Here is a 14,163-nt window from a genome sequence, read left to right on the forward strand (position 1 = left end):
CCGATTGACACAGGGCATCAGTTCAGGCTGCTGTTAAAGGTGTGATACTGACTTAAACAGACAAAGAGTAGTACTATGGTTTTCCAGTGAGATTCACCGCAGATATGGACATCACCTCATGTACGTCGAAGCCCAACAGCCGCAACCTCTCAGTGATTATGAGCTGACGATTGACCTCAATGTGCTGGATCACCTTGGTATAAATTTATACAGCAATGTTGCCGCTGTGCTGACAGAGGCAGTGGCCAATGCGTGGGATGCAGATGCTGAAAGGGTTGAGATCCGGTTTGATAAAACAAACGACAGCATCAGTATCGCTGATGATGGCGTTGGGATGACTGTACAGGATGTGAACGATAAATATCTAAAGGTAGGATATCGAAGAAGAGAGAACGGAGAAGCCAAAACCCTCAAAGGGCGCGATGTTATGGGGCGGAAAGGGCTTGGAAAGCTCTCTCTGTTTTCTATTGCAGAAACCGTTGAGGTCACTTCCTGCAAGGATGGCAAGCCTCACGGCTTCAGGATGTCTATCCCTGAAATCAAGAAAGCTATAGATGCCGGAGAAAGTGGCTATTCTCCTGAACCTCTGGAGAAGATGGATCTCTTCTCTCTACCGAAAGGAGCGGAGATAACTTTAAAAGGCTTGCACAAGAAGAGGCTCGGTGTCACCGCTGAAGCTCTGAGAAAAAAATTGGCTCGTCGCTTTTCAGTGATTGGTGGTGAAGATTTCAAGGTGTTTGTGGATGGCAGAGAGGTTACCTCTGCTGACAGGGATGATTTTCAAGCTGTCGAATTTCTATGGAGTATTGGTGCTACTGTTAAAGGTTCTCACATACTGGAAGAAACAAGTCTTGATGAGAGGCTAGAGGGCTGGCCAACGGGCTGGAAAGTGAAAGGTTGGATAGGAACCTCAAACAAGCCAAAGGATCTATCAACCAAAGAAGGGAATTTGAATTCAATAGTCGTGCTCTCCAGGGGGAGGCTCTTCCAAGAGAATATCCTTGATAGCATCAACGATGGTAGGCACTACCTGAATTACATCACTGGCCAGATTGAGGCTGAGTTCCTGGATGACAATGACGACGAAGATATCGCTACCAGTGACCGACAGAGGGTTCAGGAAGACAACGAGCGCTACCAGGCTTTGCTTCAGTATTTGAAAAAAATACTTGGGAAAATTGAGCCGAAGTGGAATGAGTGGCGCAAAAAGCATGGCGTAGAAAAAATTGTTGCAGAGCATCCTGTCGTTGGGCAGTGGTTTGACTCTATGCCTGATGGTTTAAAAGACAGTGCTCGCCAGTTGGTTGCCAAAGTAAGCACTATACCCGTTTCTGATGATGAACAGAGGCGTGAGCTGCTGAAAAACTCTGTCGTTGCATTTGAAAGATTGAAGCTCCATGGAGCCGCTCATAAGTTGAGTGAGGCCGTGGAGCTCGGTGCCGATGCCCTACTGCCACTTTTTGCTGACCAAAGAGACTTGGAAGCAGCACTCTATCGAGACATAGTATCTTCCCGCCTTGACACTATACGTTCTTTCAAAAATCTAGTAGATGAAAACGAAAAAGAGAGAGTCCTGCAGGAGCACCTGTTCGAAAATCTATGGCTTTTAGATCCTGCCTGGGAGCGAGCCAGTGGCAGCGAGCTGATGGAATCAAGGATGGCTGAAGCAGGTGTTATAGTCGAAGACCTTTCAGAAAAGGAAAAACTTGCTCGGGTTGATATCAAATATAAAACGACAGCGGGTAAGCATATCATAGTTGAGTTAAAGCGTGCTAAGCGCCCAATGCAACTCTTGGAACTCCAGGCACAAGGGCAGACCTATTATGACAAGCTGAGAAAGATTCTAACTAACAAAGGGCCTGATAATCAGGATATTGAAGTCATTTTTGTCATTGGTCCTGCTCTTGAGGAAGAGAAAAGTAATAAAGAAAGAGTGAAACACTGCATGGAGTCAATATCAAAGGGGTCACGTATCATTCACTATGACTATCTTATTGACAGTGCAATGGCTGCATACGAGGAATATCTACAGGTAACAGATACTGTTGGGCGAATCTCCAAACTGGTCGATAGTTTATGATGTTCACAATTCAATATTAAAGGGGAGAGTGTTTTGCTCTCCCAAAGTAAGGTCAGTGAAAGCTGGTATGGAGTTTGGTGTGTTCAACAAGAGTTTTGCCTATAACTTCACCTAACCTTACAGGAACTGCATTACCAATCAAACGGCCAACAACTTTCATATACACTTGACCATCAGGGGCAGTAAATTGATAGTCGGGAGGAAAGCTTTGGAATATGGCTGCTTCACGCAAAGAGATTGCCCTGTCTTGCTTAGGGTGGCCAAATCTACCGTTTCCAAATCCAAAACATTGAGTCGTCATTGTTGGAGCTGGTGCATCCCACGTCATCCTGCCATACACGCTGCCGTAAGTTTTGCCCTTTTCACCTTGATGACAGGCAGCAACAAGCTCGGGATCCCAGTCTCGCCAAGTACCACCAGGCTTGGATTGACGAATTCTCGTCAGGTTGAGTTCTGATAAGCGAGCACAAATGTGCAGAGGATCATTCTTGTCTTGTTGGCCAGCCTTGAGTTTTGGCAAGCTGCCTATGGCATCTTTCACAGAGATGAAGTTCTCTTCGTTATGTGTTGCCTTAGGTATCTTGATCTCACCTAGCTTCGAAGCTATCAGTACAAGGCGATGCCTGGATTGGGGAAGTCCATAGTATCGACAATCAACTACCTTATAATCCAAGTGGTATTTGAGCTTTTTTAGCTCATCAATAAAATCACTGAAAACACTATGCTTTATGACCTCAGGAACATTTTCCATGGTCACTAATTCTGGTTTTAATTGTTTAATAAGTTTTGCAAAATGGTGTAACAGCCCCCATTTATCGTCTTTAGAAGTATCACGACCTTGGCTGTACTTTGAGAAAGGCTGACATGGAGCACACCCGGCTAAGAGACGAATTTTTGAGTCATCAAAGTATGTAGTAAGCTCTTTGGCTTTTAGATCCTCAATTTTTTTCTCAAGAAAAAAAGAGTTGTTGTTATGGGCGTATGGATACCTACATGCTGGGTCACAATCGACTCCTGCTCGAACATTAATGCCTGCCTCAAGCAGGCCTCGTGTCAGTCCTCCTGCTCCGCAAAATAGGTCTATAGCGTCTATTTCTTGCTTCATTCTCGCTACCGATACCAGATAATTCTATTATTGTACACGGGTTCTCTATGAACATCGATGCCTGAAAATAGGTGTTTTTGATAGTATTTCTGCTTGAATAAACAGAAAAAATGTTGTTCCAGTTAGTTATTTTTGACGCCTTCTGCTTGTTATAATGAAATTGCGAAGCGCTATATTGTTAATGCTCTGTTTGTCATAGCCAGCTTAAGTGTTAATGCTTGTAAAGCAGTAAGGTATTATTTTGTTAGAAATTCAGAAAGAAGAACATCTTGGTGCATTTCTTTTTCGTAAATCAATGGTACTTGGTGATCGGTGGAATGGTTACAATCAAATAAATATTTTTGATTATAGACTGAAAGTTTTTAGAGTATTTCCCTTAACTCATAAAAAGAGATTTCCAAGCTTTGAAAGTAACAAGTCTTTACAAGAAGTTTTTTATGAGCATACCATTTGGCCTCTGATCAAAGAAACAGAGAGTGTAGAGTTAAATGAAAATCTAGTGGCGAGATTTAATAGTGACAAGATGAATGATTATATTTCGACAACTTTATCAAAAGGAAAAAATGTAGGGTACGAATCGTTTTATTGCTCTGATTGTATGCGTGAAAGCGTTTCTGATCGTGGCTATGCTTATTACAAAAGGATATGGACTATCCCGTTAATTGATACTTGTGCCAAACACAAGAAAAAAATGCAAAACACCAAGGCGCTAAATTGCAATTGCTGTAAGATAGGAAAGCCAGACTGGATGGAAAGTATACTTCTTGGAGCTTGTGTAAAGTGTGGTAAAAACACATGGGGTAAGCAAACTCAGATTGCTTATGATGTTGATGTTTCTCTTGCTACTTGGATAGAAGCTGTTCTGAAAAGTAGGGTCAGGAGTTTTAATCGGGAGCAAAAAGTTTGGCTTATTAAGGAAGCTGCATATTCCTCAGGACTTGATCCTGAATCAAGTGAAAGTATTCAAAAGCACTTTTTTGATAAAATTAAAGAAGAAAGACCTGCTCTACTGGAAGATTTAACTGGTAGCCGAGGTTATGTGTTAGCACGAATACTTGAGGGAAAAATTCCTCTATATTTTGAATCTATACTTTTTTGGATTATTTTACACTCAGGCTTCAAGCAGTTTTCCATTTTTGAGGAGTGCCTGCCAGATTTGCCGGAGGCCTCCTATTGCTAATTTATGCAAAATTTTCCATATATTACTTAACAGTACAGAGGTATATATTAATTAGTGTGCAAACTATATTGTTATTTTTAGTGCATAACGTTCAAACTTTATTGTTTATGCACATTAATACCACCTTTAACTGGTCGTAAAAAGCTCTGCTTCAAGCAGTGGGATTCTCTCACTGCTCATATTCTGCCACTGTCTGGCTTGTCCTTTTACGGCACTATTACTGAATGCATTGATACGTAAAGGTGCTTCGGGTGCTGTTGTCTTGAGAAAGGCGCTAATTGCAGTTAATTCTTCACTGGTATCAGTAATTTCAGGAATGGCCAGCCATCGAACTTCAGTTAGCTTTTGTCGTTTATATAAAAAATCGATAGAGTCCAGCACACGATGATTTGCCCTCCCCGTAAGCCAGAGGTGCAAGTCATTATTGCAGGCTTTAAGGTCGATCATTGCACCATCCATTACAGACAACAGCTTTTCCCAGCCGCTGACCGGTAGATAACCATTGCTGTCTACAAGGCAAGTGAGGTGTTGAAGATGACTGCGCTGTTTGATGGTTTTAAACAACGCTCTGATAAACTTCAGCTGCATGGTCGATTCCCCGCCGGATACCGTGATACCTGTCAGGAATGGAACGGCTGTTTCCAGCTGAGTGATAACCTCGGCTACCGTCAGAAGTTGTGTCATTGGGCTGCTGCTGCGAGGGCAGATATCAATGCACTGGTCGCAGTTTTCGCAGATAGACTGGTTCCAGGTGACTTTTCCTGAGTCTATGAATAATGCGCCGGACGGGCAGCCCGGCACGCAGTCACCACAGTGATCACAGATGCCCATTGTGTGAGGGTTGTGACAGTTCTTACAACTGAAGTTGCAGCCCTGCAGAAAAATAACAAAGCGATTTCCGGGGCCGTCAACACAGGAGAATGGAATAATTCTGCTGACTGACCCGGTTATCTCTTCAGGCTTTTTGCTCATTGGCGTTTAGACCATGGAATATCATCCGTGATGATCTGGGCATTACGGCTATTGATACCGCAGTTATCCATGGCTTCGGAGCCGAATGCAGTGGTATTCAGGCGTGAACCTTCCTCTTTCAGCTTCTTTATATCCGAGCATCGCACCATATAACCCGTGACCCGAACCAGTTCATTGTTCGCGACGTTAGCGGTAAACATCCTCAGACCTTTTTGAAAAGCACCCTTACAGATGGCCATTAGTGCCAGAGGGTTTTTTTCTATGGTCTCGTCGATAGGAAAAATATCACTGATACCTGCGGTAAAGTATTTATGCAGTGGTAATACTGTCTGCAGGTGCTGAAGAGTGCCTGGCTCATAACCATAGGGAATACGGCAGGCTGGACTTACATCATTGTCCAGGCTGATACCGCTTTGGGCATGGAACAGAGCCCGGTTATTCCAGCAGTGTTCCAGTTCAGTACTTTTGACGATATCAGACAATGTTTTAACAATTTCCAGAGCAAGATCCTGAGCCTGTTCGCAGTATCCATACCCTTCATCGGGTTTTCTCTTCAGAAGCAAGTTAACGGCATCAGCCAGACCGAAAATACCGAACATGGCCGTAAATCGGTTCTGCTCGATAAGACCTTCTTTGACCAGAAAACTGCTTTGGTAGAAGTTGGATTGATTGACCAGATAGTCTATTCGAGCTCGAATGATCTGGTATGTGAGCCCAGAGACTTCTGGCAGTACTCTTTCAATGAAGTTTTCCACGGAACCGTCTGAAGATTCGGCTGCTTTTTTCAGGTTAATTCGTACCAGTGTATGGGCGCCGCCGCCTAACGGCAGTGAGTTATAACAACTGGCAATGCCAAATCCTCGTGGATCTTCCGGTGTAACAAATTCTGCAGCATTCATCACTTCATTAACGATATGAGGTTTATTGCAGAGGCTGATGTTTTCGACGGCCATTTGCAGCAGACTGTCAGGTGTAACTGAAGGATCGAAACGCAAAGTAAGGTTAGGCACAACCTGCTTCAGTTCTCGGTCAACAGCGAGAATGGTGCGAGCAATTCGGCTGTCCTCAGGGCCAATATTTACATGGAGAAATGCATCAGGCAGAGTTCGGTCTATCATCTGCCACATCAGTCGTATTTTTTTGTGCAGCAGTTTGTCAGTGATACTGTCGTCTATAAAAGGTGACAACAGTTGATCCAGGCGACCAATAAACACTGGGATATTGGTGACTGAAGGAACATGGTGAAAAAGGATAAGAAGAAAGTTAATGGCTTCATCCAGATCTTCAGGCGGAGCTAGTTCAAGCCACTCAGAACCTTGAATGATAGCTTTCTGGTAGTCCGGCATCACATATCTTGGTTTGAAAGGTGCGTGGCCTTCAAACATATCGCAAATTAAACCGGATTCCATCGCTCCTTTGGCCTGAACATCCAGCTCAGGGTAAGGCAGCATATCGTCAGCCTGTAGCGCCAGATAACGACTTTTCTGAGTGAAATTCAGATTCGGGTCGTTAGCTATCCCACGAAAGGCTTTATGGAAAAGTTCTTCTTCCTGACGTTCCACCGATGTACTCCTTAAACTGGTGTACCAAAATATAAGCCCATGTTAGCAATGAAAAACCATTGAACCGTTGATGAGCATCACCCTTCTTCGTTGCATATTCAAAATTGTAAATATAAGGAAATTATTATTTGAACAAATCAGTGCTTCAGGAATCACACTTTGTCTAATCAAAAAAAATATTTGGTGGTGGAGTGATGAAACGGAGCTTTTCGGGGCTGTTATTGATGCTGCTGTATCTATGGTTGTGACAGCAGATCAAAAGTTTGAGGAGGGTCTACGGGAGCCCTTTGGTGTAGATGCTGTTGATGGTGCAGCTATATAAAAAAGAGCTTTGGAAAAGGCTGTATAGATTAGAATACAGCGAACTAAACTCGGAATCTTATTATGAAGTTTGTAAATCGCTGTGTTGTGTCGCTGAAACCAAAGCAACCTTTTATTGATTGGGCTACAGGCTTGGGAACTGAACTTCCGGAGGACTGGAGTCTTGAAGGTGGAGCCTACTTCCTGGACGAGCAGGAAACAGAGGAAGGCATTCACCAAATTGTTGCTCATCATGCTGTTGATATGTTTGAAAACGAACTCTCAGCCTGGGAAGAAGATCACGGTCGCTGGCCTGAGAAAAGAGATATTGATGCATTGAAAGAATGGTTTGACCTGCACATTTCTGTAGCCGGTTTTGATATAGGTGAAGAGAGCTTGATGACAGCGGACCTTGCTGATCTGGAAGTGATGTAAAAGCTATTTCTAATTTGCCTTCCCGGTGACTCTGAAACTATGATGCGGAGAATAAAAAATTCGCATCATAACTACAGGCTACTCAATGAAAGCTTTGCTGAAGAAAGTGTTTCAGCTCTTTGTACTGGCGCTTATGCTTTTTTGTACGATCTGGTTCACCCCTGTGGATGAATACCTTCACAGGGAGTACCTGAATTTTACGGTTACAGATCAGGAGCTGGAATCATCCATTAACCTTAATCAGTATAAGCTGGCTGCTGGTCCTATAATCCTTGATCAGGCGGGTGACCAGGTCTCCGGTATGACCTGGAGTCCAATCACCGAAACTTTGTTTGTTGCCAGTCGTGATGACACAGTAGAAATACTGGAGTACGACAAACAAGGAGATTTGATCAGAAAAATACCGGCCAATATGGGAATGGATATTGAAGGTATTGTTTGGGCCGGAGATTACAGCTTTGCTTTCATTAATGAGAGAGCAAATTCAATATTGGTTGCAGATATCAATCCGGATACCCATACGATTGATCTGCAAAACGCCTCTACTTTCACACTTGATATTGCTAAAGGCGGAAATAAAGGGCTGGAAGGTATTTCATGGAGTCCTATAACCAATGAGTTTTATGTAGTCAAAGAGCGTGATCCTAAAGCGATCTACATGATTCCGGATTTCAGAAAAAACAATAAAGTAGTAGCAAAAGAACTGACCACTTTCGATGGACTTATGTGGAACAAGAGAGACTTTTCCGGCCTTTTGTATGATCCTCGAACCAACCACTTTCTGGTGTTGAGTGATGAATCCAATGTGCTTGCGGAAGTCAGCAGTGAAGGTAAACAGATTTCTACACTGGAGCTTCTTTCCGGCTGGCATGGTCTTGAAAGCACTATTGATCAGGCTGAAGGCATTACTATGGATGCTGAAGGTACTATCTTCATAACCAGTGAGCCGAACCATCTCTATATATTCAAAAAAGAAAAGTAACTCAGACTAAGTACTCGGACATTTGAATTCGTATGTCATTTCCCCGCCTACGGCGGGGAAATGACAATCTAATATTCGATTACGTGTGTCTGCACACTTAATTGAGGACGCCCCCTAGAGCTTTTACTTTGAATTGTTTAAGGTCGCGACATTTTTTGAAAACGAGCGACCTTAATGATTGAAGAAGAGGCTGAAACACTGGAAATCCTTTATCAGGATGAATATCTGGTAGCAGTTAATAAACCTTCCGGCCTGCTGGTTCACCGCTCTATGATTGACCGGAACGAAACCCGCTTTGCTTTGCAGATTGTTCGCAATCAGGTCGGGCAACATGTCTTTCCTCTTCACCGTCTTGATAAACCGACTTCCGGCGTTTTGCTGTTTGGCCTTTCTTCCGACGTAGCCCGAATAGCGGGTAAGCAGTTTGAAGAAAACACCGTTAAAAAATCCTATCTGGCCGTTGTACGTGGGTATGCACCTGAATCAGGTTTTATTGACCACGCCCTGAAAGAAGAGCTGGATAAAATTGCGGATAAAAAAGCCCGGCAGGATAAACCCGCACAGGAAGCTCAATCCGAATTCAAACGGCTGGCAATTGTGGAGCTACCCATTGCCATAGAACGTTACCCTCAAAGCCGTTATTCATTGGTGGAAGTAAGGCCAAAGACAGGCCGAAAGCATCAGGTTAGACGCCATATGAAACACATTGCTCACCCTATTATTGGTGATGCCAAACACGGCAAAGGTGTTCATAACCGCTATTTTGCTGAACACTTCGATGCGGGAAGGTTGCTGCTTCATTGTCAGTCCATGTCGCTGGAGCATCCAGTCACGGGTGAGCCTATGACATTCACCGCACCACTAGATGAGGTGATGGTGAATTTATTTGGGCGTTTTGGCTGGCAGGATCAAATCGATTCTTAAGCAAAAAAGCGTTTAAACAAAAAAGTGCTTAAGCAAAACGACTTATTGGCTACTCAATGATCTCGGTGCATACTGCATATATTGATGTACCTGTTTAATACCTGATTAGTAGCCAAGCACATATGCACACCCTTGAACGATTATCCGAATATCGCTTCACTGCTTCTCAATTAAGCCGTTTTAGGCAATTGGGAGAGTTTCGAGGCCGTCAGCATCAGACCGTTCGTTTGCAGCCAGAGGTGCTCGAAACACTACGTCAGGTAACGCTGCTGGAATCCGTTGAGTACGGCAACAGTCTTGAACGAATTACGGCCAGCCGGGAAGTGATTCGTAAGCTGGTTCAACAGGATGCCAAACCGGTAACTCCGAGCGAACGTCAACTGGCAGGCTATCGAGACCTGCTGGACATGGTGATTGAGCCGCCAGAGCACACCAACCTTTCGACAGGTTTGGTCAGGCAGCTTCATGCTCAGCTATACAGTCATTTTCCCCATGAAGGTGGACGCTGGAAAGCCACCAATAAAGTGATTGTGGAAAGAGATAAAGAGGGTAATCGTAAAGGTATTCTTTATCGAACGGTTCCTGCGGCAGAGACACCGCTGGCCATGGAGTCGACAGTTGCGCTCTATCACGACAGCTTGAGTAAAGGCATTGAACCTTTGCTGGTAGTCAGTTGTGCAGTGCTCGACTTCCTCTGTATCCACCCATTCAGTGACGGCAATGCTCGAATTGCCCGTCTGTTGGCTACTCTAATGCTGTCCCTGAATGGTTACGATGTCTGCCGCTATATCAGTCTGGAAAGAATCTTTGCAGAAGATGAAGAAGCTTATTTGAGTGCCTTACAGCAAAGTGTGAAAGGCTGGCATGAGGGTACACACAATCCTATGCCGTGGATTAACTTTTTCCTGATCAGTGTTATCAAGGCTTATGAAGAACTTGAAGCCCGGGTTGAAGGCCTGCGAGAAAGAGGCAGTAGGGCACCGAAATCCAAGCTGATTACTATCGCCATTGAAGAGCACAAAGGGCCGTTTTCTGTGGCGGATATTTGTCTGGAATTACCCAATGTCAGCCGTGAGCTGGTGAAGAAAGTCATTCAGCAGATGCGAAAAAATGGTGACCTGAAAGCTTTTGGTAAGGGGCGGGGAGCGCACTGGCAGAAGGTGAGTTAAAACGGCTGGAACAGAATACTCGGGAGCAGAGCCGACTCTGCTCCCGTTAGCCTTAAAGCACTCTTCTAAAAACCTTTCTAAATCACATCATTTTCTTCAACACATCATTCTCTGGCGAATCCATAAAGCGGTGCTTCAAGGCTCCGGCAATATGAACAACTACAACGCCCAGCAATACATAACCTATGTAACTGTGAATGGTGTGGAAGGTGCCGGCAGTAGGTTTGTGTGTATCGAGCAGATCAGGCAGCGGAATACCAAAGAAGTAAATATCATGCCCACCAATATCCGACATGATAAAACCGCTTAGAGGAACCAGTAGCATCAATAGATAAAGCAGGAAGTGAGCAACTTTAGCCAGTGTCTGTTCACGACCGGGAATGGTTTCCTGGATCTCAGGCAGCGTACTTTTAAGGCGAATAATAATCCGCAGTACAATCAATCCCAGTAATAGTACGCCGAAGGATTTATGCCAGGGATAAAGGTCGTATTTGTTGGCAGCTTCACCGTCCAGGCCAGTCATATACCAGCCACTGCCAATCATGCCTAACAGACAGATTGCCATTAGCCAGTGCATTAAACGCATCGAGACGGAATACTTTTCTGTCGCCATTATTCTGTTCCTCTTGTCAGCCTGCTTTTTTAGAATTCAATTCATTTGAGCGGCTGGCAGGAGTACAGCTTAATCCCCACCCTCCTCTCAAGGCTTGGGCAAGTATAGACAGGACAACGATTTACGAAGCAGAAGTTATCGAGCTGATTGCTTGACGATAGTTCTCTTCTACAGATTCACCAGAGGTAGCACAGAAGCCCAAGTCTTTAAGCAAACCATCTTTGAGTCCGTAAATCCAGCTATGAACCGCCAGGTCCTGGCCACGCAGCCAGGCGTCCTGAACAATGGTGGTCTGAGAGACGTTTACGGCTTGTTCAACTACGTTCAGCTCATACATATGCTTCAATAGAGTGTCGTTGTCTTCAATCTTATCCAGCACAGGCTGATGCTTGTATTTCACATCCTGAACATGGCGAAGCCAGTTATCAATCAACCCCAGTTTACGGTTACGGACAGCTTCCTGAACACCGCCGCAGCCATAGTGACCGCAGACAATAATGTGTTCAATCTTCAGATATTCCACGGCGTATTGAATGACAGACAGGCAGTTCAGGTCGGTATGAATAACTTGATTGGCAACATTACGATGTACAAAAATTTCACCCGGCATCAGGCCTGTGATCTGATCGGCAGGAACACGGCTGTCAGAACAACCAATCCAGAGATACTTAGGTGCTTGCTGGAGTGAAAGCTGTTCAAAGAAGTCTGGCTGCTGTTCCCGAATGGCAGCAGACCACTTCTGGTTTTTATCTAATAAGTCCTGCAATCGGTGCATCAGAAGCTCCTGAGGGAAAGAGTCAATCTGTTCATGCTAACAAAGGAAGAGCACTGTAATCAGTGTCTTCCTTGTAGCTGTTTGTTAAAACCGTAAAGGTTCTGACTGGAAATCAGCCGCTAAGTTCAGCGGTACTGATTAACCTGATCTCTAAGCTCAATGGCGGCAGCACGTGCAGCTTCAGCGAAATCTTCGCCACTGCTGGCATAGATAATGCCTCTGGAAGAGTTAACCACAATACCTTTGCCATCACTGTTCAGGCCATTTTTTACAGTAGCTTCTACATCACCACCTTGTGCACCTAAACCTGGCACCAGGAACGTCATATCGCCGGTAATTTCACGAATGCGTTTCAGTTCTGCAGGATTGGTTGCACCTACAACCAGCAGAATATTGTTATTCGTGTTCCATTCCTGAACGGCTTTTTCAGCAATCACCTCATAGAGGAACTGATCGCCTACTTTCAGGTTCTGAATAGCAGCTGCACCAGGGTTTGATGTACGACAAAGAACTACTGTTCCTTTCTCGACATGGCGGCTGAAAGGCTCAATGGTATCAATACCCATGTATGGGTTTATGGTGATGGCGTCTGCGCCATAGCGTACAAAGGCTTCAGTTGCGTACTGGTCAGCCGTGCTGCCAATATCGCCTCGTTTGGAGTCGAGGATAACCGGAATGTCAGGGTAGTTATCGTTGATGTATTGAATGGTCTGTTCCAGCTGATCTTCAGCACCACGGGCATGGTAATGAGCAGCCTGTGGTTTGTAGGCACAAACCAGATCAGCAGTAGCATCAATGATGAAACGGTTAAATTCCAGAATGGGGTTTTCCAGCGCTTGAATATGAGCAGGAAAACGCTCGGGAAGTGGGTCGAGACCTACGCAAAGCAGAGAATTATTTTTGTCCATCGCGGCTTGAACACGATCCAGAAAACGCATGGCAGACCCTTTTATTACTGTTAACGATGTCTGGGCGTGCAGTTTAACAGATTGTGTCGCTGGGGAAATAAATAACAAAGCCGGACATAAAATCCGGCTGTTCTAAAACGATTGAACTTAGGTTCCTTAGCTATCGGAATTTATTGATGAATAGTACTCAGTCTCAAAGCCAGTAGACTCATCAAATGGAGTGGTAACATAGTCAGAGGTGGTTTCCTGTGGTATTGAAGAATAATCAGTGTTGAGTTCTTCCTTGGCAGTCTGCAACTCTGTGTCCGAAGACAGTATTTCCGAAGATTCTTTCTCCGAAGAAAGTGGCTCTGAAGAAAGGGTCCCCAAAAACAGTAGTTTAGAATCCGATAGCTCAGAAACTAGTGGTTCGCTTTTTATTTCTTCAGACTTTGTTTCTTCAGATTTAGTATGATCAAACAAGAACTTTCGTTCTAGGTCTAGGTACTGCTGTTCATACTTTTCAGCAGATTTCTTCAGACGTGCGCTATGACCTCTACCCAGGGCATCGCCATGGGCAATATCGCTGAACAGGTTCTTCCGGAAAGGTCCGATGAGATTTTCTTTCGCGGTGGGTGACGTGCCGTAGTCTCTCAACTCTTTATACACTCTCTTGAAAGAGGCTTGTCCTTTACAGGCTCTGATAGTGTTTCCTACAGCACCAATAGCAGGTACAAATGCACAGACAGCAAATTTTGCTGGCAGTGTTAAACCGCTCGTTATTGCATCAACAAGGCCCGCGATAGAAAGTAATGCTCCAGCGGTTTGGAAGACTTTTACAGTTCTGCTTGCAAGCTTTTTGGTGTCAATCTGGCGTTTCTCGCTGAGTCCTTTATTGATCAGCTTGCAGCTTAGAGACAAAACCTTACTGACCGGCTTTCCTACGCACCAGCCAATACCGGCACCGAGTTTTCCCATTACTGAAGCGGCAGCAACCGCTCCGGAAGCCGCGCCTCGAACTGTCATGGCTGGGACATAGGCTGCAGCCATTACTCCGGCAGAAATCTTTCCGAATCCACTCATAATCCTACTCCTTGGTATGCTTTTTTTGGTTTATATGGAGAGAATGGAGTAGATAGGAAACAATGTGACTAACAGCAGTGTTAGCTGTACCAACAA

14 protein-coding genes are annotated in these 14,163 nt (G+C 44.5%); 7 read left to right on the plus strand and 7 right to left on the minus strand.

The window, feature by feature from the left end; genetic code table 11:
* Window positions 1-118: 118 nt before the first annotated feature.
* Window positions 119-2,080 (plus strand): ATP-binding protein, encoded by a 1,962-nt coding sequence (locus EOPP23_RS00070; protein WP_153763938.1) that lies wholly within the window; start codon window positions 119-121, stop codon window positions 2,078-2,080.
* A gap of 52 nt (window positions 2,081-2,132) precedes the next feature.
* Here the strand turns inward: EOPP23_RS00070 and EOPP23_RS00075 are convergent, their stop codons facing one another.
* On the minus strand, window positions 2,133-3,185 hold the full coding sequence (locus tag EOPP23_RS00075; RefSeq protein WP_153763939.1) for a DNA cytosine methyltransferase: 1,053 nt from the start codon (window positions 3,183-3,185) through the stop codon (window positions 2,133-2,135).
* A 241-nt stretch (window positions 3,186-3,426) separates the two neighbouring features.
* Between EOPP23_RS00075 and EOPP23_RS00080 the strand changes: the two genes are divergently transcribed.
* The gene (locus EOPP23_RS00080; RefSeq protein ID WP_153763940.1) at window positions 3,427-4,365 is read left to right on the plus strand and encodes a hypothetical protein; all 939 of its coding nucleotides are present in this window, start codon (window positions 3,427-3,429) and stop codon (window positions 4,363-4,365) included.
* Between the two features lie 126 nt (window positions 4,366-4,491).
* On the opposite strand, the gene EOPP23_RS00085 is transcribed toward EOPP23_RS00080, so the two are convergent.
* Window positions 4,492-5,337 carry a YjjW family glycine radical enzyme activase gene (locus tag EOPP23_RS00085; RefSeq protein WP_153763941.1) on the minus strand — a complete coding sequence of 282 codons (846 nt, stop codon included), beginning with the start codon at window positions 5,335-5,337 and terminating at the stop codon, window positions 4,492-4,494.
* Window positions 5,334-6,899, minus strand: a complete 1,566-nt coding sequence (locus EOPP23_RS00090) for a YjjI family glycine radical enzyme (protein ID WP_370514564.1) — start codon at window positions 6,897-6,899, stop codon at window positions 5,334-5,336. Before EOPP23_RS00090 ends, EOPP23_RS00085 begins: the two co-directional genes overlap by 4 nt.
* Before the next feature lie 70 nt (window positions 6,900-6,969).
* Between EOPP23_RS00090 and EOPP23_RS00095 the strand changes: the two genes are divergently transcribed.
* The 5 genes from EOPP23_RS00095 to EOPP23_RS00115 all read left to right on the plus strand — a co-directional run bounded on the left by EOPP23_RS00095 (window position 6,970) and on the right by EOPP23_RS00115 (window position 10,709).
* On the plus strand, window positions 6,970-7,221 hold the full coding sequence (locus EOPP23_RS00095) for a hypothetical protein (RefSeq protein ID WP_153763942.1): 252 nt from the start codon (window positions 6,970-6,972) through the stop codon (window positions 7,219-7,221).
* A 62-nt stretch (window positions 7,222-7,283) separates the two neighbouring features.
* Window positions 7,284-7,634, plus strand: coding sequence for a hypothetical protein (locus EOPP23_RS00100; RefSeq protein WP_153763943.1), 351 nt, complete (start codon window positions 7,284-7,286; stop codon window positions 7,632-7,634).
* An 85-nt stretch (window positions 7,635-7,719) separates the two neighbouring features.
* Window positions 7,720-8,616: an SdiA-regulated domain-containing protein gene (locus EOPP23_RS00105; protein ID WP_153763944.1), complete on the plus strand. Its 897-nt coding sequence runs from the start codon at window positions 7,720-7,722 to the stop codon at window positions 8,614-8,616.
* Window positions 8,617-8,790: 174 nt separating this feature from the next.
* On the plus strand, window positions 8,791-9,540 hold the full coding sequence (gene truC / locus EOPP23_RS00110) for a tRNA pseudouridine(65) synthase TruC (RefSeq protein ID WP_153763945.1): 750 nt from the start codon (window positions 8,791-8,793) through the stop codon (window positions 9,538-9,540).
* 122 nt (window positions 9,541-9,662) lie between these two features.
* Entirely contained in the window at window positions 9,663-10,709 is a 1,047-nt protein-coding gene (locus tag EOPP23_RS00115) for a Fic family protein (RefSeq protein ID WP_153763946.1), read from the plus strand.
* A gap of 82 nt (window positions 10,710-10,791) precedes the next feature.
* Here EOPP23_RS00115 and EOPP23_RS00120 read toward each other — a convergent pair whose 3' ends face one another.
* From EOPP23_RS00120 to EOPP23_RS00135, 4 genes are all read right to left on the minus strand, one after another.
* The gene (locus EOPP23_RS00120; protein ID WP_153763947.1) at window positions 10,792-11,322 is read right to left on the minus strand and encodes a cytochrome b; all 531 of its coding nucleotides are present in this window, start codon (window positions 11,320-11,322) and stop codon (window positions 10,792-10,794) included.
* 121 nt (window positions 11,323-11,443) lie between these two features.
* Window positions 11,444-12,097, minus strand: coding sequence for a carbonate dehydratase (gene can, locus EOPP23_RS00125; protein WP_153763948.1), 654 nt, complete (start codon window positions 12,095-12,097; stop codon window positions 11,444-11,446).
* A gap of 125 nt (window positions 12,098-12,222) precedes the next feature.
* Complete coding sequence (gene pyrF / locus EOPP23_RS00130; protein ID WP_153763949.1) at window positions 12,223-13,035, minus strand: orotidine-5'-phosphate decarboxylase; 813 nt, start codon at window positions 13,033-13,035, stop codon at window positions 12,223-12,225.
* A 126-nt stretch (window positions 13,036-13,161) separates the two neighbouring features.
* Window positions 13,162-14,067 (minus strand): hypothetical protein, encoded by a 906-nt coding sequence (locus EOPP23_RS00135; protein WP_153763950.1) that lies wholly within the window; start codon window positions 14,065-14,067, stop codon window positions 13,162-13,164.
* Window positions 14,068-14,163: the final 96 nt, after the last annotated feature.

The sequence above is a fragment of the Endozoicomonas sp. OPT23 genome (assembly GCF_009653635.1).
Lineage (GTDB): Bacteria > Pseudomonadota > Gammaproteobacteria > Pseudomonadales > Endozoicomonadaceae > Endozoicomonas_A.

What these genes read in the sequence shown, in the direction of transcription:
- EOPP23_RS00070 (WP_153763938.1), top strand. Translation starts at nt 119, where the DNA reads ATGTACGTCGAAGCCCAACAGCCGCAACCTCTCAGTGATTATGAGCTG.
- EOPP23_RS00075 (WP_153763939.1), bottom strand. Translation starts at nt 3,185, where the DNA reads ATGAAGCAAGAAATAGACGCTATAGACCTATTTTGCGGAGCAGGAGGA.
- EOPP23_RS00085 (WP_153763941.1), bottom strand. Translation starts at nt 5,337, where the DNA reads ATGAGCAAAAAGCCTGAAGAGATAACCGGGTCAGTCAGCAGAATTATT.
- EOPP23_RS00095 (WP_153763942.1), top strand. Translation starts at nt 6,970, where the DNA reads ATGAGCATCACCCTTCTTCGTTGCATATTCAAAATTGTAAATATAAGG.
- EOPP23_RS00100 (WP_153763943.1), top strand. Translation starts at nt 7,284, where the DNA reads ATGAAGTTTGTAAATCGCTGTGTTGTGTCGCTGAAACCAAAGCAACCT.
- EOPP23_RS00105 (WP_153763944.1), top strand. Translation starts at nt 7,720, where the DNA reads ATGAAAGCTTTGCTGAAGAAAGTGTTTCAGCTCTTTGTACTGGCGCTT.
- truC (WP_153763945.1), top strand. Translation starts at nt 8,791, where the DNA reads ATGATTGAAGAAGAGGCTGAAACACTGGAAATCCTTTATCAGGATGAA.
- EOPP23_RS00115 (WP_153763946.1), top strand. Translation starts at nt 9,663, where the DNA reads ATGCACACCCTTGAACGATTATCCGAATATCGCTTCACTGCTTCTCAA.
- EOPP23_RS00120 (WP_153763947.1), bottom strand. Translation starts at nt 11,322, where the DNA reads ATGGCGACAGAAAAGTATTCCGTCTCGATGCGTTTAATGCACTGGCTA.
- can (WP_153763948.1), bottom strand. Translation starts at nt 12,097, where the DNA reads ATGCACCGATTGCAGGACTTATTAGATAAAAACCAGAAGTGGTCTGCT.
- pyrF (WP_153763949.1), bottom strand. Translation starts at nt 13,035, where the DNA reads ATGCGTTTTCTGGATCGTGTTCAAGCCGCGATGGACAAAAATAATTCT.
- EOPP23_RS00135 (WP_153763950.1), bottom strand. Translation starts at nt 14,067, where the DNA reads ATGAGTGGATTCGGAAAGATTTCTGCCGGAGTAATGGCTGCAGCCTAT.